Origin of the sequence: Myxococcus eversor, assembly GCF_010894455.1 — a bacterium.
In the GTDB taxonomy this organism is placed as follows: Bacteria; Myxococcota; Myxococcia; order Myxococcales; family Myxococcaceae; genus Myxococcus; species Myxococcus eversor.
Genome location: NZ_JAAIXY010000027.1, coordinates 167,130 through 185,001, shown reverse-complemented (window position 1 = coordinate 185,001; position 17,872 = coordinate 167,130). Strand labels below are relative to the sequence as shown.

Here is a 17,872-nt window from a genome sequence, read left to right as displayed (position 1 = left end):
CGTCGCACGCATCCTCACCGCCGTGATGAGTCTCAGGAAGCAGGAGCGCAACGTGCTCGACTATCTCACCGCCTCCGTCGAAGCTCAGCTCCACGGCACTCCCGCACCCTCACTGCTACCCGGCACGCAACCTCAGTTCACCTTTCCGCCGGCCTGCGCCGTGAACGGTTACGTCAGCGATTCATGTGCACAAGGTCCCGGTGCCAATCGAGGAATTCAATCAGGCGTTCTCGCAATTCCTTCGCGAGAAGTTCGGCTGGAGCACATGCCACGGAGCAATCAGGACCCTGGTCCTTGAAAGCCCCACTGCGGACGCAGTCTGGGAACGGTTCTGGCTCCTCCTCTGGGAATTCGAAAAGAGCCTGAACCTTCCCGCTGACTAAGGCAGCACGTACGTCACCGGCTTCGGCAACATCACGCGGACTTCATCTCCCACGCGGATGACCCCAGGCCGGTCCACCCAGGCCACCAGACCCCGTCGCTCCCACGCGGACTTCACGAAGCGGCTCGCCAGCTTCACGTGGTCCGGATGGTGCTCCTCGATGACCTTCCCCGGTCCGGTGCACGGCTCGTTCTCGCCTTCCACCGCGAGCACCGCGTCGTCGGGAAAGAACAGCCGCGTCCCCGGTGGCAGGTGCGTCAGCCTCGGCACGCCCACCAACTCCAGATTTGCTCCCAGCCATGACGCGAGCACCTTCGGCACTCCGAGCGTCTCCGCCACCAACGCCAGCTCCTCCGTCGACACCAGCGAGAGCTGCCGCGTGTTCCGGATGGGCGTCCCCTTCGGGTACCACGGCGTGCGCACGTCCGCCGGCCGCGTGTGCCCCGCGTGCCGGTCTCCGTCGATTCCCTCGAACGTGACCCGCACCTCGGACAACTCCCGAGTCACGAAGGTCTTCTTCTCGGTGCACACCAGGACGCGGACCACCTGGCCCACAGGCTGTGGAGAACGGGAAGGCATGGCCCCATTCTACTCCGGTCCACACCATCTCCGCCTCACAGCAACGAGAGCTGCTGCGGCTTGCCTCCCAGCGGCCGGGCATCCACTCCCGCGTCCCGCAGCGCCTGCGCCAGCTCCTCCGCGAAGCCGTGACACGTAATCACCTCGCTCGCCCCTGTCGCCTTCACGTAGGCCATCAGCGAGGGAAAGTCCGCGTGGTCCGACACCGGAAACGCCACGTCCGCGCCGTACCGTCGCGCCGCACCCGGGTCCATCGCCCACCCTGTCAGCACGGCACTCCCGCGCGGCCACAGGTGCGCCAGCGCCCCGCCCCTCGCCTGATGCGGCGGGAAGAACAGCACCTCGCCCGGCTCCACCTTCCCGTGGAAGCACCGCAGGTTTTCAATCGGCACGCCCAGCTCCGCGTAGAGCTGCGCCACCTCGAAAATCGACGAGTGCGCCACCAACGGGAAACCCCTACCCGCCAGGAACTTCATCGCCTCCTGGCTCTTGCCCAGCGGATACCCCAGCACCACCGGCACCGCGTCCCGCTCGAGCTGCCGGCGTATCCACGCCTCCACCTGCCCCCACACCTCGTCACGCGGCGGGAAGCGGTAGCGCGGATGACCGAAGGTCGACTCGATGACGAGCGTGTCGCACTCCGCCACCTCCGTCGCCTCCGCCGTCAACGACGGCACCACGTTCAAATCCCCCGTGTAGACGACCCGCCGCCCATCCGCGCGGATGACTCGAAGCTGCGCGCTCCCCAGGATGTGCCCCGCCGGCAGCAGCTCCAACACCAATGGCCCCAGCTCGAACGGACGGCGATACGGCGCGGCCAGCGGCGCGCTCACCGGGCCCAGCCGATGCTCCATGAAGCGCAGCGTCGCCGTCGTGGCGATGGTGCGCTCATGCCTGGCGATGTGGTCCGAATGCCCGTGGCTCACGAAGCTCAGCGGCGACTTGCGCTTCGCATCCAGGGACAGGAGGGTGCCCGTCAGGTGCAACCCGTTTCGACGCAGCTCCACGCTCATGGGAAGGGCCCGGATATAGCGCGTCCACCCGCCCGTGGGCCGCTTCTCTCGCGGCCCGCGCCCGTCCGCCTGGAGGGCGTCAGCCCGTCCCCTGCACTCCCTGTCGCCTTGACTTCCACCACATCCAGGCAGGCGTCCCCAGCTCCGCCACCAGCACACCCGTCAGGATGAGCCCACCCCCCATCGCCTCCGGCGCGCCCAGCACCTCGTAGCCCAGCACCACCGAGTACATCGACGCGAACACCGGCTCCAACGCGTAGATGACCGCCGCGCGCACCGCCGACGTCCTCGCCTGCGCCCACGTCTGGATGCTGATGGCCAGCGCGCTCGGCAACAGTCCGCACACCAGCACCGCCGTCACCAGCGGCGCATTCCACTCCACCTTGCGCGTCACGAAGGGCAGGCACGCCGCCGACAACAACGCCACGCCCCACAACTGCACCGCCACCATCCCCAGCACGCCCTCCTTCGATGCGTAGCGCTCGGTGAGGGTGATGTGCCCCGCGTACGCCACCGCGCAGCCCAACGACAGCAGCTCCCCCACGCTCAGCCCGGCACCTCCCTCGCCCGGCGCGGGCCGCGTGAGCAGGTAGAGCCCCACCGCCGACAACGCCACGCCCAGCAGCGCCGCGGGCTTCGGCATCCGCCGGAACACCAGCAGCGACAACACCGGGACGAACAGCACGCTCATCCCGGTGATGAACGCCGAGCGCGACGGCGTGGTGAGCGTCAACCCCCACGTCTGCAGAGCGAAGCCCAGGAACAGGAACGTCGCCAGCACCGCGCCATGGCGCAGGTTCTTCGGAGAGAACACCTGCCGCCCCGCCAAGACGCTCAGCACCAGCGCCCCCACCCCGAAGCGCAGGGCGAGGAAGGTGAACGGGTCGGCGTGCCCCAGGGCGTCCTTCACCACCACGAAGGTGACGCCCCAGATGAGGGTGATGAAGAGCAGCGCTCCGTCCGCCTGGAGGCCCTTGAGCCGCTCCATGCGAGTCGGCTCGCGCCCCATGCTGTCGGGAGTCGAGATGCTCACGGAAGTCCTCGCGACGCGAAGGCGCGGCGCGGGTGCTTTTGACGCACCCCGAGCCCCCACGCAACCCCCGTGGACTCAGGGGCCGGAGTCCCGCTCCAAAACCACCAGTCGCTTGGACCGCCCCGCCGCGTCCCAGGCCTCGTTCGTCCGCCGGGTCAGCGCGTCCGAAGCACGACGAAAGCCCACGCCCTCGAACGTCCGCAGCGACGCCGCGTTGTCGTCGTCCACATCCGCCTGGACGCTCGGCGCGCCCTGTCGGTGCGCCTCCTCCACCAGACAGGCCAACAGTTGAGTGGCCACGCCCATCCGCCGGGCCTGGGGCGCTACCACCAGCGAGCGCACCCAGATACCATCCAACGGCAGCCCCTCCTGCCGATACGAGTCCACCCAGGCGAAGCCATGCAGCTTCCCCTTCGCGTCCAGCGCTCCGGCCGCCGCCCCACGGCGCTCGGGCATCTCCAGTCCCCACCGCTCACGAAGCTGCCGGCGCAGGAAGCTCGCGGACACGACGAGTCGCTCGCTCGCGAAGGTGAGCAGCGCGTCCATGTCCTGCGCCCGCAACAGCCGGACCTCCAGCGGTCCCACCCAGTGGCGCCGCAGCGGCTTCGACCAGCCGGAGAAGAAGAAGTCCCTCACGCCCCGATAGACTAGCCGGGTCTCGGGCCGCGCCCACGCCGTCGCCAGCGTCCGCTGCGCCACCCAGAGCGCCGGACGGAACGGCCGGGGCAGCGGCACCCGCCACCTGCCACGCCGCAGCGCCACCACCCGCCCGAGCACCTCCCCGCCCGAGCGCTCCTCCGCGCCCAGCAGCGTGGCCGTCCTCCAAGGTTCGATGGACACCACCACGCGCGCCGTCAGCATCCGCCCCTGGCGCACCAGCACCACGTCCCCCCGCGAAACGGCGCCTGGCCCGCAGCGCAGCACGCGCACCGCGTCCGCCGAGCGCAGCAGGGGATACAGGTCCTGCCCCACACCTCGCACCCAGAGCCGCTGCCCTGGAGGCAAGGCCTCCAGCACGTCCAGCAGCACGTCGGTGGACGGCGTCTTCCGCGGCGGCACGCGCCACCTCCAGGGAAGTCCGGCCCCACACGAGCCTTCCCCGTCGCTCGTCCGTCGAATGTAGCCGCTCCCCTCTCCCACACCAACCGACGCGAGCCACCTCCAACCCAGGGCCCTATCCCCCGCGCGTCCGGCTCGCTAAGAGGGGAGCGCCGCCGGCCGGGTGATGGCGCGATGAGGAGAGAGGTCATGGACGCAACACCCGAGGGCTCGCTGGTGCCCCAGCAGGGGTGGTGGAGCCGCAACTGGAAGTGGTTCGTGCCGGTGGGCTGCCTGGGGGTGCTGGCCTCGTGCGGCTGCCTGGGCTTCGCGCTCGTGGGCTTCGGTTACTCGTCGCTGAAGAACATGGACGCCTTCACCGAGGCCGTGGCCATTGCCCGCTCCGACGCGGAGGTGCGCCGCGCGCTGGGCTCGCCCATCGACAACGGCCTGCCCAAGCAGACGTCGGTGCAGACCGTCAACGGCGTGACGCACGCGCGGCTCGCGATTCCCCTCGACGGGCCCCAGGCGGACGGACTGCTGCACGTCGATGCGACGAAGAACGGCGATGGCGAGTGGGAGTACGACACCCTCGCCGTGGAGCTGGAGGACGGCTCGCGCATCGACCTGCGCGACGACGCCGCGCGAGAGCAGCCCGACGCGTTCCCCCCGGACGAAGGAGCGGAGCAAGCCCCGCTGCCACCTCCCGAGGAGCCGCGCGGAGGGGACGAGGAAGCCCCGGCCCGCAAACGCGACAGCGACATCGAGCTGTAGACGCGCCTGCCGGAAACGACGAAGGGGCGGCGCGGGGACAACTGCCCCACGTCGCCCCTCGTGCATGGCCCGGGCGGGCCGGAGTGCTACTTCAGCTTGTGCAGCTCCGCGCGCAGCTCGGGCAGGACCTTGAAGAGGTCCGCGACGATGCCGTAGTCGGCCACCTGGAAGATGGGAGCCTCGGCGTCCTTGTTGATGGCGACGATGGTCTTCGAGCTCTTCATGCCCGCCAGGTGCTGGATGGCGCCGCTGATGCCCGCGGCGACGTACAGCGCGGGAGCCACCACCTTGCCCGTCTGGCCGACCTGCAGGTCGTTGGGAACCCAACCCGCGTCGCACACCGCGCGGGACGCGCCCACCGCGGCGCCGAGCTCGTCCGCCAGCGCCTCAATCTCCTTGAAGTCGCCCTTGGTACCGCGGCCACCGGAGATGACGACCTTCGCCTCGGTCAGCTCCGGGCGAGCGCTCTTCACTTCCTTGAACTCGACGAACTTGGTCTTCGAGGCCTCGACCTTCGGCGTGAAGGTCTTCACCTCGGCGGCGCCCTCGCCCGAACCGGCGGCGGCGAACTCCGTGGCGCGCACGGTGAACACCTTCACCGGCGTGGTGAGCTTCACCTCGGCGAACACGTTGCCGGCCCACATGGGACGGTTGAACGTGATGTCCCCGCCCGAGCCGTTCAGGCCCGTGACGTCCGTGGCCATGGCGGCCTTCAGACGCGCGGCGAGGCGGGGCAGCAGGTCCTTGCCCTGGGCCGTGGACGCCATGCCCACGAAGTCCGCCTTCAGCTCGGTGGCGAGCGTGGCGAGAACGGGGGCGTACGTCTCCGCGAGGTAGTGCTCCAGCTCCGGGGCGGCGCCCACGTGCACGGCCTTGGCGCCGGTGCCCTTGAGCTCGTCGGCGACCTTCGCGGGGTCCTTGCCGATGAGGGCGATGTGCAGCTCCGCGCCGGCCTTGTCGGCCAACTGCTTGCCCGCGGTGATGGCGTTGAGAGAGGCCTTGCGAAGGTGCCCGTCCGGCTGCTGCTCGGCGACGATGAGAACGATTGGCATGGGAGTGTCTCCGTATCTTCCGAGAGGGTTAGACGACCTTCGCCTCGTTGCGCAGCTTGTCCACCAGCGTGGCCACGTCCGGCACCTTGATGCCGGCCTTGCGCGCCGGCGGAGACGCCAGCTTCACGATCTGGATCTTCGGGGTGACGTCCACGCCCAGCTTCTCCGGCGTGAGCTCCTCGATGGGCTTGCTCTTCGCCTTCATGATGCCCGGGAGGCTGGCGTAGCGCGGCGTGTTGAGGCGCAGGTCCGTCGTCACGACGGCGGGCAACTGGCACTCCAGCGTCGCCAGCCCGTTGTCGACCTCGCGAATCACGCGCACGGCCTTGCCGTCCGCCGTCAGCGTCACGGCGGGGACCTTGTTCTTCTCCTGCTCGCTCTCCATCGACTCCACCTTGGAGGCGAACGTGGCCTGACCCCAGTCCAGGAACTCGGCCAGGTACTGGCCCACCTGGTTCTGGTCGTCGTCGATGGACTGCTTGCCCAGGATGACGAGGTCCGGCTTCTCCTTCTCCGTCACCTTCTGGAGCAGGGCGGCGATGCCGAACTGGTCCAACGGGCCGGTGTGGTTCACCCACACGGCGCGGTGAGCACCCATGGCCAGGGCGTGCCGGAGCTGCTCCTGCACCTCCTTGCCACCGATGGACACCACCACCACTTCACCCTGGTGCTTGGCGACGAGCCGGAGACCTTCCTCCACGCCAATCTCGTCGAAGGGGTTGATCTTGTACTTGAGCCCCTCCTGCACGATGCCCGAGCCGTCGGGCTTCACCTTGATTTTGGACTCGGGGTCTTCCACGCGCTTGGCGGTGACGAGGATCTTCACGGCTGGGCTTCTCCTTGCGGGAGGCGTTTATGAAGGCTGGAAAACAGTCCGTGCGGTCCGCCTTGACGCGACGCGCGAACGGTCTGGGTTAATAGGCATCGGGGTGTCACGGCGGCAATGGGAAACGGCCGCCGGACACAGTTCTGCTTTTCTACCTGAACAGTTCCTTCGCGATGACGAGCCGCTGGACCTGACTGGTGCCCTCGTAGACCTGGATGAGCTTGGCGTCTCTCATCAGCTTCTCGACGGGGTACTCCTTGATGTAGCCGTAGCCGCCGTAGACCTGGACCGCGTCGGTGGCGACCTTCATCGCCATGTCCGCGGCGAAGGACTTGGCGTAGCTGGACTGCAGGGTGTTGCGCTGACCCTGGTCCAACAGCCACGCGCTCTCGTAGGTGAGCATGCGGGCCGCGTGGGTGTTCATGGCCATGTCCGCAATCATGAACTGGATGGCCTGGTGCTCGATGATGGGCTTGCCGAACGTCTTGCGCTGCGAGGCGTACTCCATGGAGTGCTCCAGCGCGGCGCGGGCGATGCCCACGGAGAACATGGCGGTGAGCGGGCGGCTGTTGTCCAAGGTCGCCATGGCGATGGCGAAGCCCTGACCCTCTTCACCGATGCGGTTCGCCACCGGGACGCGCACGTCCTCGAACGTCAGCGACACGGTGTCGCTGGCGCGCTGGCCCATCTTGTTCTCGTGCTTGCTGGGCGTCAGCCCCGCGGGGCGACCTTCCACCACGAAGCAGGTGATGCCCTTGTGCCGCTTCGCCTTGTCCACCGTGGCGAACACCGTGTACTGCTCGGCGTGGCCACCGTTGGTGATGAAGCACTTGGCGCCGTTGATGACGTACTCGTCACCCTCGCGGCGCGCCGTCGTCTGCATGTTGGCGACGTCGCTGCCCGCCTCCGGCTCGGTGAGGCAGAAGGAGGAGAACTTCAGCTTCTCCGCGAAGTGGCCCAGCAGGCGCTTCTTCTGGTCCTCGGTGCCGTGGAGGATGATGGGGAGGTTGGCCAAATCGTTGGCGATGATGGACGTGGCCACGCCCGCACAGCCCCAGCTCAGCTCCTCCGCGACAATCGTCTGGTCCAGGTGCGACAGGCCCACGCCGCCGTACTCCGCGGGGATGGCCATGTTGAGCAGGCCCAGCTCGAACGCCGTGGCGAGCAGGTCCCGGGGAAAGGTGGCCGTCTCGTCGTAGTGCGCCGCCTTGGGGCGCACCACCTCGCGGGCATACTTTCGCGCCGCCTGCTGGAGCGCGCGCTGGTCCTCGGTGAGCTGGAATTCCATGAGATTCCTCGTGGTGCGAAGGCGTGTTGACTCGGGAGTCAACGAATACATGCCGCGCCGCGAAATCTCCAGCCCAACCCACCTGGGAAAATGGTGCCCAGGGGGGCGGGCGACACCCCGGGGGCCGCGCAGGCCCTCCGGGGACTCAGGGTGCGTCTACTTCTTCGCCTTGGGGACCTTTTCCCAATCCGCGAGGAACTTCTTGATGCCCGCGTCGGTGAGCGGGTGGTTGGCCAGCTGGGTGATGACGCTGTAGGGCAGCGTGGCGACGTGCGCGCCCATGCGGGCGGACTGGAGCACGTGGACGGGGTTGCGCACGCTGGCGACCAGCACCTGCGTGTCGAAGTCGTAGTTCTGATAAATCTCGAGGATGGCGGAGATGAGCTCCATGCCGTCCTGGGAGATGTCGTCCAGCCGTCCGACGAAGGGCGACACGTAGGTGGCGCCGGCCTTGGCGCACAGCAGGGCCTGGTTGGCGGAGAAGATGAGGGTGACGTTGGTGCGGATGCCCTCGGCGGTGAGCGCCTTGACGGCCTTCACGCCCTCGATGCCCATGGGAATCTTCACCACGACGTTGTCGTGAATCTTCGCCAGGGTGCGGCCCTCGGCGATGAGCGCGTCGGCCTCCATGGACACGGCCTCGGCGCTGATGGGGCCGTCGACGATGGAGCAGATCTCCCGGATGGTCTCTTCCAGCCCGCGGCCGACCTTGGCCAGCAGGGACGGGTTGGTGGTGACGCCGTCCACGCAGCCCATGGCGTGCGCCTTGCGGATTTCCTCGACGTCCGCGCTGTCGATGAAGAACTTCATCTCGTCACTCTCCTGGGTGGCCCCGTGAAGGGCTGGAAAAGGAATGGCCCTGGGGGGCCGGGCGAGCAGGCGCGTAACCGATGCCCCCCCACGCGTCAAGGGTGGCCACCGTGATGTCTGGCAGGTACAAGGCGAAGCCGACGCCATGGCCCGCTCCCCTCGCTCCGCCGTCAAGAAGCCCCGTCTGCGCGCCCTCCCGGGCCGCTCCACTCCGGCCCCCTCGTCCGAGCCGGACGACGAGGCGCTGCTCGCGTGCGCGCGCGACGTGTTGGAGGCGGAGGCGAACGCCATCCTCGGCGTGACGACGCGGCTGGGCGCGCCGTTCCTGAAGGCCGTGCGGCTGGTGCGCGAGTGCGCGGGCCAGGTGATTGTCACGGGCATGGGGAAGGCGGGCCACATCGGCCAGAAGCTCTCCGCCACGCTGGCCTCCACCGGCATCCGCTCCGTCTTCCTCCACCCCGCCGAGGCGGTGCACGGGGATTTGGGCCGCGTGGCACGAGGGGATGTCATCCTCGCGATGTCCAACAGCGGCTCCACGGAGGAGCTGCTGCGCCTGATGCCCGCGTTCAAGCGCATGGCCACGCCGGTCATCGCGCTGACGGGGGATGCGCAGAGTCCGCTGGCGAAGGGCGCGGACGTGGTGCTGGATATCGGACGCATCGCGGAGGCGTGCCCCATGGGGATGGTGCCCACCGCGTCCACCGCCGCGCTGCATGCGCTGGGCGACGCGCTCACCATGGCGGTGATGCGCTCGCGTCCGTTCGGCACGGATGACTACGCGCTCCTGCATCCCGGCGGGAAGCTGGGCCGCTCCGTGCAGCGCGTGTTCGAGCTGATGCGCACGGGCCCCGCCAATCCGCTGGTGCGCGACACCGCGCCGCTGTCGGAGGTCGTCGGGGTGATGACGAAGACGCCGGGGCGTCCGGGCGCCGCGTGTGTGGTGGACCGTCGCGGGCGGCTGGTGGGCATCTTCACGGATGGCGACCTGCGCCGCCGCGTGGAGCAGGGCCTCACCGACTTCTCCATCCCCGTGCGCGACATCATGGGCAAGCAGCCGCGCTGCGTGACGCCGGACACGCTGGTCATCGCCGCCACCGCGCAGATGCGCGAGCTGCGTGTGGACCAGCTCCCCGTCGTGGATGTCGAGGGCCGCTCCGTGGGCCTGCTCGACGTGCAGGATTTGCTCGCCGCGAAGTTCGTCTGAGTGCGCGTGCCGCCTCGCTTCCGAGGCGACTCCATCGAGAGCAGCGAGGACGCTCGGAACGCCCGCCTCGACGGGCACTCACGATGCGGAACCGATGCCTGCCCCACCGAAGCACCGGGCGCCATGTGACGCCCGTGCTCCTGGTGACGCCTACTGCGTGAGCTTCGCCTGGAGCGCCGACTTGTTGTAGTCGGGTGCGTCCGAGGCCAGCTTTTCCCAGAGGGCCTTGGCGCCCTTCTCGTCGCCCTTGGCCTTGAGGGTGTCGCCCAGCTTCTCCACCGACGCCGGGTCCGACTGCACCGCCACGCCCCACACGCGCGCGGCCATGGGACGACCCAGGCCCACCAGCGCCCAGGCCATGCCCGCCTTCGCGCGGCCGTTCTCCGGCTGGAAGGGCACCACGCGCGTGTAGTTGCCGAGCGCCTCCTGGAAGCGCCCCTTCGCCAGGTGCTCCTCGCCCTCGTCCACCAGCTTCGCCAGGCCCTGCTCCAGCTCCGGCGTGCGCTCGGTGTTCTGCACCGCGTCCACCATCTCCTTCGTCAGCGGACGAGGCACGTCCGGCCCCTGCGCCACGGGCGCCTGCGCCAGCCGGATGCGACGGTCCTCGGCGCGCGACGCGAGCAGCTTCGCCCGACCTCCCGCCTTCACCGTCTCGTCCACCAGCGTCGCCAGCCGCTTCGCCGCGGCCGCTCGCGAGGAGGTGGGGTTCATCGCCTGCACCGCCTCGAAGCCCTCGCGCGCCTGCTTCAGCGCCGCCAGGTCCTCGCCCTTCGTCTCGAACAGCACCGCCGAGCGCCCGTAGAGCGCCTCTTCGTGCTTGGGCTCCACCTCCAGCACCGCGACATACGCGCCCAGCGCGCCCGCCGTGTCACCGGTGAGGAAGAGCGCGTTGGCGCGCATCACTCCCGTCTCCAGCGCGGGCTCCAGCGCCGCGCGAGCACAGGCCGCCGCGCCCGCGACGTCGCCCTTCTTCGCGCGCTCCTGCGCCACCGCGCCCATCGACTCCACCGCCTGCCCCGTCGTGAAGCCGCAACCCGCGGCCTCCGCCGTGGCCAGCGTCGCCTTGCCCAGCTTCTTGCGCTGCGCGAGGAACAGGTCGCGCACCGACTTGGCGCGCTCGTCGGCCTGGAGCAGGTACGTCACCGCCTCCGCGTTGCGGCCGTTCAGGTAGTACAGGCGCCCCAGCGACGCCGCGATTTCGAAGGTCTTCTCCCGCCCCTGCAGCCCCTCCGTCGAGTCGAGCTGGCGCAGCAGCTCCTCCGCGGACGGAGGCGCCTTGCCGGTGCCGGACACCGGGGGATGTCCCGAGGGCAGCTCGCCCGTGGGCGCCGCGGCGGGAGCGGCCCCACCTTCCACCGGAGGATGACCCTCGGGCAGCGCGCCCCCCCCCATGGCGGCGGACGGCTTCGCGGGCGACACCTGGGTCCCTGGAGGGACAACCGGGTGACCAGGGGGCAACGGGGAAGGCTCGGCGGCGAGCAGCGCCGCGGTGGCCAGGGCCAGGGAAAGGTTCATGTCTCGTTGCTCGGCAGGCTCGCTTCGGGCCACGCGGTGGCCTCACTCCTGCGGACATCCTGCGGGGCGAGTTTCCCGAGGAGCTCCTTCACCGTCATTCCCAGCACGGGGTGCAGCAAGTCGGGCGACAGCTCCGCCAACGGCTCCAGGGCGAAGCGTCGCTTGTGCAGCTCCAGATGCGGCACCTGGAGGTGAGGGTCCGCCACCACTCGACCCTCGCAGAAGAGGATGTCCAGGTCGATGGTGCGCGGGCCCCAGTGCTGCTCGCGCCTCCGGCCCAGGTCCTTCTCGATCTGCTGAAGGATGACGAGCAGCCGCTGCGGCGACAAATCGCAGTCCAGCGCCACCACCGCGTTCAGATAGCGCGGCTGCGGCGGCCCCACCGGGGCGCTGTCGAAGAGTGAGGAACAACGAAGCACGGCCACCGCGTCGATGCGGGACAGCGCGGTGAGGGCGGCGACGAGGTGGGACTCCCGGTCCCCCTCATTCGAGCCCAACCCGACATAGATGATGGTGCTCACGGCTCCAGCTCAACCGGATTGAGCAGCGTCCCGATTCCCTGGACTTCCACCTCGACCGAGTCACCGGCCGACAGCTTCCCTACCCCCGACGGCGTGCCGGTGCTGATGAGGTCCCCCGGCAGGAGCGTCATGATGTGGGAGATGAAAGCCACCAGCCGAGCAGGGCTGAACACCATGTCGGACGTGCGGCTGTCCTGGCGCACCTGCCCGTTCACCCGGCAGGAGATCTGGAGGTCCGCCGAGGACAGCCCCGTCACCGCCCACGGGCCCGCGCACGCGAAGGTGTCGTAGCCCTTGGCGCGGGTGTGCTGCGTCTCGCGCTTCTGGATGTCTCGCGCGGTGACGTCGTTGAAGCACGTCAGGCCCCAGATGGCGCGCGCGGCCGTCGTCTCGTCGGCGTTCTTCAGCCGCTCGCCGATGACGAGCGCCAGCTCCGCCTCGTAGTGCACTTCCTGGCTCGCCTTGGGGATGCGGATGGGCGAGCCCGGGCCGTTGAGCGCGGTGGAGGGCTTGGTGAAGATGAGCGGCTCGGTGGGGACGGGCTTGCCCATCTCCTCCGCGTGCTTGCGGTAGTTCTGGCCGATGCAGACGACTTTTGATGCGTCCGACGGCACCAGCAACGTCACCGCCGACAGCGAGCGGCGGATGCCCGTGTCCTTGACCCCGCCCAACCAGGGGGCCGAGGTGAGCACCACCACCTCGGAGCCCTCGACGCGGCCATGGTTCGCGCGGCCTTCGTGGAGGAAGCGGCAGTAGCGGGCGGTCGTCATGAAGTCCTCTGGAAGCCGAGCACGTCGGCCATGTCATACAGCCCCGGAGGGCGGCCCACCACCCAGCGCGCCGCGCGCAGCGCCCCCAGCCCGAACTGATCTCGACTGGTGGCCCGATGCGTCAGCTCGATGCGCTCGCCCTCCCCGAAGAAGTACACGGTGTGCTCTCCCACCACATCTCCGCCCCGGAGCGTCTGCACGCCAATCTCGCTGGCGGGCCGGGCGCCAATCTGGCCCTCCCGGGCGAATGTCAGGTCGTCCTGCGTGCGGCCGAGCGCGGAGGCGAGCACCTCCGCCAGCCGCAGCGCGGTGCCGCTGGGCGCGTCCTTCTTCATGCGGTGGTGCGCCTCCAGCACCTCCACGTCGAAGCCCGACCCCAGCACCCGCGCCAGCTCCGCGGCCACGCGGATGACCAGGTTGACGCCCACCGACATGTTCGGCGCGGCGACGATGGGAACCGCCTTCGCGCACTCCGCCAGCAGCGCCGATTGCTCCGGCGAGAAGCCCGTGGAACCGCAGACGAAGGCCACGCCGTGCGCCGCGCACGCCTTCGCGTGGGCCACGCTCACCTCGGCGCTGGTGAAGTCGATGACGACGTCCGCCTTCGCCGTGTCGAGCGCGCGGGCCAGGTCGTCCACCACCTGCACCTCCAGCGCGCCCAGCCGCGCGGCGAGGCCCGCGTCCAGACCCACCGCGGTGCTGCCCGGCCGCTCCGTGGCGCCCACCACCTGCAGGTCCTCCGCGTCACGCGTCAGGCGCAGCAGCGTGCTGCCCATGCGACCGGTGATGCCGGTGATGACGGTGCGAATCATGTGGCCGCGCTCCTCGGTGTCGTGTCGTGGCGCTCAGTGCTTCAAGAGGCCCAGGTGCCGCAGCTCGTCGCCCAGCTTCTCCGCGTTGGGCCCCGTCATCGGCACCAGCGGCAGGCGGACCTCCGGACCGAACAGCCCCAGGAGGTGCAGCCCCCACTTCACCGGGATGGGGCTGGACTCCACGAAGAGCAGCCGGTGCAGGTTGTTCAGCTTCACCTGCAGCTCACGCGCCTTGGCGAAGTCACCCGCGCGGCCCGCGGCCACCAGGTCCGCCATCAGCCGGGGCGCCACGTTGGAGGACACGGAGATGACGCCCTTGCCGCCGCACGCGAGGAAGGGCAGCACGGTGAAGTCGTCGCCGGACAACAGCGTCAGCCGGTCGCCACACTTCTCCAGGATGTCCACCGCCCGGGCCATGTTGCCGGTGGCTTCCTTGATGGCGACCACTTCGGGGAAGTCGCACAGCCGCTGCACCGTCTCCGGCAGCAGGTCCACGCCCGTGCGGCCCGGGACGTTGTAGGCGACAATCGGGAAGCCCGGGTGCGCGCGAGCCACCGCGCGGAAGTGCTCCACCAGCCCCGCCTGCGTGGGCTTGTTGTAGTACGGCGTGACGATGAGCGAGCCATCCGCGCCGGCATCACGCACGCGCGCCACGCTCTCAATCACCTCCGCGGTGTTGTTGGAGCCGGCGCCGCCCAGCACTCCCACGCGGCCCTTCGCCTCCTCCACCACCACGCGCACCGCGCGGGCGCGCTCTTCGGCGTTCATCGTGACGGACTCGCCGGTGGTGCCCATGGGCACCAGCACGCTGGTGCCGCCTTCAATCTGCTGGCGCACCAGCGCCCGGTAGGCCGACTCGTCGAGCGCGCCGTTCCGGAACGGAGTCGCGAGCGCCGTCATGGAACCTTCGAAGGTCTTCATTCCGGCGCTTATATGTTCAGGCCCGCTCGCCGCGCCAGAGATCCTCGGTGCGCTCCCGCTCCCTCACCACCCGCCACGCCTCTCCATCCACCAGGACTTCGGCCGGACGGGGGCGGGAATTGTAGTTAGAAGCCATGCTCATCCCGTACGCGCCGGCGCTGAGGAAGGCATACAGCTCGCCCGCCTGGGGGAGCACCAGGGGCCGGGCCTTGGCCAGCACGTCGGTGGACTCACACACCGGCCCCACGACGTCCACCTCCACCGCCTTGCCTCGCCGCTTCAGCAGGGGGACGAAGGCGTGGTGGGCCTCGTAGAGGGCGGGGCGGAGCAGGTCATTCATGCCCGCGTCCACCACGGTGAAGTGCTTGGCGGGGGTCTGCTTGCGGTACAGCACGCGGGTGAGCAGCACGCCCGCGTTGCCCACCAGCGAGCGCCCCGGCTCCAGCACCAGCCGCGCGCCCGTGTCCTTCGTCGCCGCCAGCACGACGCGCGCGTACTCCTCCACCGAGGGAGGCGTCTCGTCCGAGTAGGTGATGCCCAGGCCGCCGCCCACGTCCAGGTACTCCAGCGCGTGCTTCCGGGCCTTCAGCTCCTGGTACAGCCCCGCCACCTTGCCGAGCGCCGCGCGCAGCGGCGAGCTCTGGGTGAGCTGCGAGCCGATGTGACAGTCCAGGCCCGCGGCCCGCACGCCCTTCATCTTCTTCGAGCGCGCGTAGAGGTCCACCGCCTCCTCGAAGGGCACGCCGAACTTGGACGTCTTCAGCCCGGTGGCGATGTAGCGGTGCGTGCGAGGGTCCACCTCCGGGTTGACGCGCAACGCGAACGGCGCGCGTCGCCCCAACCGGCGCCCCACCGCGTCCAGCGCCTCCAGTTCCTCGGCGCTCTCCACGTTGAAGAGGAGGATGCCCGCGGCGAGCGCTGCCTCCATCTCCTCCTGCGTCTTGCCCACGCCCGCGAACACCGTCTTCGCGGCCTCGCCGCCCGCATGCCGCACGCGGGCCAGCTCTCCGCCGGAGACGATGTCGAAGCCCCCGCCCAGCTCCGCGAACAGCCGGAGGATGGCGAGGTTGGAGTTGGCCTTCACCGAGTAGCAGACCAGGGGTCGTGCGTCGGAGAACGCCTCCGTCACCGCGCGGAAGGCCTGGGTCAGCGCGGCGGTGGAATAGACATAGGTGGGGGTGCCCACCGCGTCGGCGATGGCGGGCAGCGGCACGGCTTCCGCGTGCAGCACGCCCTTGCGGTACGGAAAGGAGCTCACGGTGTCCCAGCGTCGATTTGGGTGGTGGGCGTCAGGGCCCCGCCATCCGTCGTCGAAATAATCGATGGCCCCGAGGACTCCACGCTGACGGGCGCGGTGTCCGACGGCGGCGGAGGGGTCTCCGTCGCCGGCACCGGCGCCGCCAGTGGCGGCTTGGCCGGACCCTTGATGCCGCACGCCACCATCCCCAACACCAGGACGGTGGCGACCCCGAGCGACGTGAGGGCGCGCTTCATGACTAGAACTTCACGCCCAGCCAGCCGCGGATGCTGTGCGGCGTCTCCAAATCCGCCTTCAGGGCATCCGTGTAGGCCTGCAGACCGCCCATGGGGAACAGGATGCCGTAGGCGATGCCCGCGATGAAGCCGTCCTCGGTGGTGTAGTCCACGCCCGCGTTGACCTCCACGCCCAGCGACTTGCTGACGAAGGACGGCGTCGACTCCGCGTAGAGCGCCTGCGAGTAGATGAGGCGGCCATACAGGTCGATGCCCGGCGCCACCGCGTACTTCACGGACGGGCGCACGTAGAACGCGTCGGTGACGCCGCCAATCAGCTCGCGCCAGAGGATGAGGTCGATGCGGTAGTCGCGGTTGAAGCGGAAGTTGCGGATGGCGGAGTCGGAGCAGCCTCCGTTGTCGCAGCGGTACTGGCGGCCTTCCACGTCACCCGGGTTGGTGTAGCCGTTGGTGCCCGAGCCCTGACGGCCCGGGTAGTTGCCGAAGCCCGGCGCCTTGTCGCCGGAGGCGAAGCCCAGCTCCAGGCCCAGCGTCAGCTTGTTGTCCGCGACCTTCACCTCACCCTGCGCCACGCCGCCGAACTGCGCCACCGTCAGGCTCTGGTCGAACGTCGCATCACCCGTGGTGAGCGCGCGGTTGCCAATCTTGCCCAACACCGCCGCCAGCTCGAACTCCAGGCGCCAGTTGCGCTCCTCGTACCGCAGCCAGAGGTCGGGGATGTACAGGTTCGCGTCGCGGGGGATGAAGCCGCCCGTGAGCGCGCCGTCGGCATCCTTCACGTTGTCGTAGTTCTGCGAGCGCCAGGTGAAGTGCAGGCCGTACTGGAGCACGCCCTGGTTGTTCTCCAGCTTGGAGCGGATCTGCGCGTCGGTGTCCCGGCGGGCGATGGCCAGCACCCAGCTGTGGGCGTCATCCGCCTGCGTCAGGTCCACCGGCTCGCCCTCGGCGCCGCCCTTGTAGAACGTGCCCTCCGAGTTGAAGTCCAGCATGGGCGTCACGTACCAGCCCGCGAAGGGCTCGGTGACGAACTGCACGCGGTCCACCGTGTCGCCGAAGTCGCAGTCGAAGCAGTTGCCGTCGTTGCGCAGCATGCCCAGGCCCCAGTGGCTGCCCATGCGGCCGAAGCGCAGGATGCCCACCGGCGTGTTCACCTCGCCGTAGGCGCGGCGCAGCTTGATGGAGTCCGACAGCGTGTCACCCAGCGACTCCTGGTCCTCGGAGAAGACGGTGAAGATGTTGCGCTGGTCCCCCGGGTAGAGCGTGTCCGGCGTGGAGCCGAACACCACGTTGTCCAGACCGTCCACCTGGAGCTTGATCTTCACCTGCTCGGACACGTTGAACGTGGGGTCCAGGCGCAGGCGCATGGTGGCGAAGGACTGGGTGTTCTCCCCCCGGCGCGGCGAGACGGCCGGGAAGATCTCCTGGCCGGGGACCTTGCCCAGGTCGAACTTGTAGAAGAGCGTGGGGCGCAGGCGGAAGTAGCCGTCGAGCGTGAAGACCTCCAGCTTGCGCTTCTCCTCCGGGTACTCCTCGCTCCACTCCTCGCCGTTGAGGGACTGCTTGGCGGCCTCCGCGCGAATCTCTCCGCGCAGCTCCTGCTTGGTGGCCTCCAGGTCGTCGCGGGTGACGGACTCGCCCTCGGCGGCGGGGGGCTGCACGGCGGCGGGCGCGGCGGGCGTGACAGCCGGCGGCTCGGCGGGGGCGGGGGCGGGCGCGGCCTCCGCGGGCGCGGGCGGAGGCGTGCCCCCAGCCGGCACCTGGGCGGTGGCCGTGGAGGAAGCGACGAGCAGCGCCGCCAGCAGGACGTGAGACATGGGCAACGATCTCCAGGGCCGCTCGG

The 17,872-nt window shown here is 69.5% G+C and carries 18 protein-coding genes and 1 pseudogene; 3 read left to right on the top strand and 16 right to left on the bottom strand.

Features of this window, described 5'->3' with window-relative positions; translation table 11 throughout:
• A pseudogene (locus G4D83_RS45715) lies at positions 1–298 on the top strand (hypothetical protein); the annotation flags it as partial.
• Positions 299–379: 81 nt separating this feature from the next.
• Here the strand turns inward: G4D83_RS45715 and G4D83_RS39950 are convergent.
• The 4 genes from G4D83_RS39950 to G4D83_RS39935 all read right to left on the bottom strand — a co-directional run bounded on the left by G4D83_RS39950 (position 380) and on the right by G4D83_RS39935 (position 4,066).
• On the bottom strand, positions 380–961 hold the full coding sequence (locus tag G4D83_RS39950; protein WP_163870180.1) for an MOSC domain-containing protein: 582 nt from the start codon (positions 959–961) through the stop codon (positions 380–382).
• Positions 962–996: 35 nt separating this feature from the next.
• The gene (locus tag G4D83_RS39945) at positions 997–1,974 is read right to left on the bottom strand and encodes an MBL fold metallo-hydrolase (protein WP_163870179.1); all 978 of its coding nucleotides are present in this window, start codon (positions 1,972–1,974) and stop codon (positions 997–999) included.
• A 79-nt stretch (positions 1,975–2,053) separates the two neighbouring features.
• Positions 2,054–3,007, bottom strand: coding sequence for a DMT family transporter (locus tag G4D83_RS39940; protein ID WP_240357084.1), 954 nt, complete (start codon positions 3,005–3,007; stop codon positions 2,054–2,056).
• 75 nt (positions 3,008–3,082) lie between these two features.
• Entirely contained in the window at positions 3,083–4,066 is a 984-nt protein-coding gene (locus G4D83_RS39935) for a GNAT family N-acetyltransferase (RefSeq protein WP_205522835.1), read from the bottom strand.
• 189 nt (positions 4,067–4,255) lie between these two features.
• Here G4D83_RS39935 and G4D83_RS39930 point away from each other — a divergent pair, with 189 nt between their 5' ends.
• Positions 4,256–4,819, top strand: coding sequence for a cytochrome c oxidase assembly factor Coa1 family protein (locus tag G4D83_RS39930; RefSeq protein WP_163870178.1), 564 nt, complete (start codon positions 4,256–4,258; stop codon positions 4,817–4,819).
• Between the two features lie 86 nt (positions 4,820–4,905).
• On the opposite strand, the gene G4D83_RS39925 is transcribed toward G4D83_RS39930, so the two are convergent.
• The 4 genes from G4D83_RS39925 to fsa all read right to left on the bottom strand — a co-directional run bounded on the left by G4D83_RS39925 (position 4,906) and on the right by fsa (position 8,795).
• Positions 4,906–5,871: an electron transfer flavoprotein subunit alpha/FixB family protein gene (locus G4D83_RS39925; protein WP_163870177.1), complete on the bottom strand. Its 966-nt coding sequence runs from the start codon at positions 5,869–5,871 to the stop codon at positions 4,906–4,908.
• A gap of 28 nt (positions 5,872–5,899) precedes the next feature.
• Positions 5,900–6,697, bottom strand: coding sequence for an electron transfer flavoprotein subunit beta/FixA family protein (locus tag G4D83_RS39920; RefSeq protein ID WP_163870176.1), 798 nt, complete (start codon positions 6,695–6,697; stop codon positions 5,900–5,902).
• Between the two features lie 151 nt (positions 6,698–6,848).
• On the bottom strand, positions 6,849–7,985 hold the full coding sequence (locus G4D83_RS39915; RefSeq protein ID WP_163870175.1) for an acyl-CoA dehydrogenase family protein: 1,137 nt from the start codon (positions 7,983–7,985) through the stop codon (positions 6,849–6,851).
• A gap of 156 nt (positions 7,986–8,141) precedes the next feature.
• The gene (gene fsa, locus G4D83_RS39910) at positions 8,142–8,795 is read right to left on the bottom strand and encodes a fructose-6-phosphate aldolase (protein WP_163870174.1); all 654 of its coding nucleotides are present in this window, start codon (positions 8,793–8,795) and stop codon (positions 8,142–8,144) included.
• 43 nt (positions 8,796–8,838) lie between these two features.
• On the opposite strand from fsa, the gene G4D83_RS39905 reads away from it, so the two are divergent.
• Positions 8,839–9,999, top strand: coding sequence for a KpsF/GutQ family sugar-phosphate isomerase (locus tag G4D83_RS39905; RefSeq protein ID WP_420826697.1), 1,161 nt, complete (start codon positions 8,839–8,841; stop codon positions 9,997–9,999).
• Positions 10,000–10,149: 150 nt separating this feature from the next.
• On the opposite strand, the gene G4D83_RS39900 is transcribed toward G4D83_RS39905, so the two are convergent.
• Genes G4D83_RS39900 through G4D83_RS39865 form a run of 8 tightly spaced genes read right to left on the bottom strand, consistent with a single transcriptional unit; the run spans position 10,150 to position 17,846 of the window.
• Positions 10,150–11,514, bottom strand: a complete 1,365-nt coding sequence (locus G4D83_RS39900) for a tetratricopeptide repeat protein (protein ID WP_163870172.1) — start codon at positions 11,512–11,514, stop codon at positions 10,150–10,152.
• Positions 11,511–12,035 (bottom strand): 2-amino-4-hydroxy-6-hydroxymethyldihydropteridine diphosphokinase, encoded by a 525-nt coding sequence (gene folK / locus G4D83_RS39895; RefSeq protein ID WP_163870171.1) that lies wholly within the window; start codon positions 12,033–12,035, stop codon positions 11,511–11,513. Before folK ends, G4D83_RS39900 begins: the two co-directional genes overlap by 4 nt.
• Entirely contained in the window at positions 12,032–12,805 is a 774-nt protein-coding gene (locus tag G4D83_RS39890) for a fumarylacetoacetate hydrolase family protein (protein WP_163870170.1), read from the bottom strand. Before G4D83_RS39890 ends, folK begins: the two co-directional genes overlap by 4 nt.
• Positions 12,802–13,617, bottom strand: coding sequence for a 4-hydroxy-tetrahydrodipicolinate reductase (gene dapB / locus G4D83_RS39885; RefSeq protein WP_163870169.1), 816 nt, complete (start codon positions 13,615–13,617; stop codon positions 12,802–12,804). The genes G4D83_RS39890 and dapB overlap by 4 nt, the downstream gene beginning before the upstream one ends.
• A 33-nt stretch (positions 13,618–13,650) precedes the next feature.
• The gene (gene dapA / locus G4D83_RS39880) at positions 13,651–14,538 is read right to left on the bottom strand and encodes a 4-hydroxy-tetrahydrodipicolinate synthase (protein WP_163870168.1); all 888 of its coding nucleotides are present in this window, start codon (positions 14,536–14,538) and stop codon (positions 13,651–13,653) included.
• A 16-nt stretch (positions 14,539–14,554) separates the two neighbouring features.
• Positions 14,555–15,796, bottom strand: coding sequence for a diaminopimelate decarboxylase (gene lysA / locus G4D83_RS39875; protein WP_163870167.1), 1,242 nt, complete (start codon positions 15,794–15,796; stop codon positions 14,555–14,557).
• Positions 15,793–16,032, bottom strand: coding sequence for a hypothetical protein (locus tag G4D83_RS39870; RefSeq protein ID WP_163870166.1), 240 nt, complete (start codon positions 16,030–16,032; stop codon positions 15,793–15,795). Before G4D83_RS39870 ends, lysA begins: the two co-directional genes overlap by 4 nt.
• 2 nt (positions 16,033–16,034) lie before the next feature.
• Entirely contained in the window at positions 16,035–17,846 is a 1,812-nt protein-coding gene (locus tag G4D83_RS39865) for a TIGR04551 family protein (protein ID WP_240357083.1), read from the bottom strand.
• Positions 17,847–17,872: the final 26 nt, after the last annotated feature.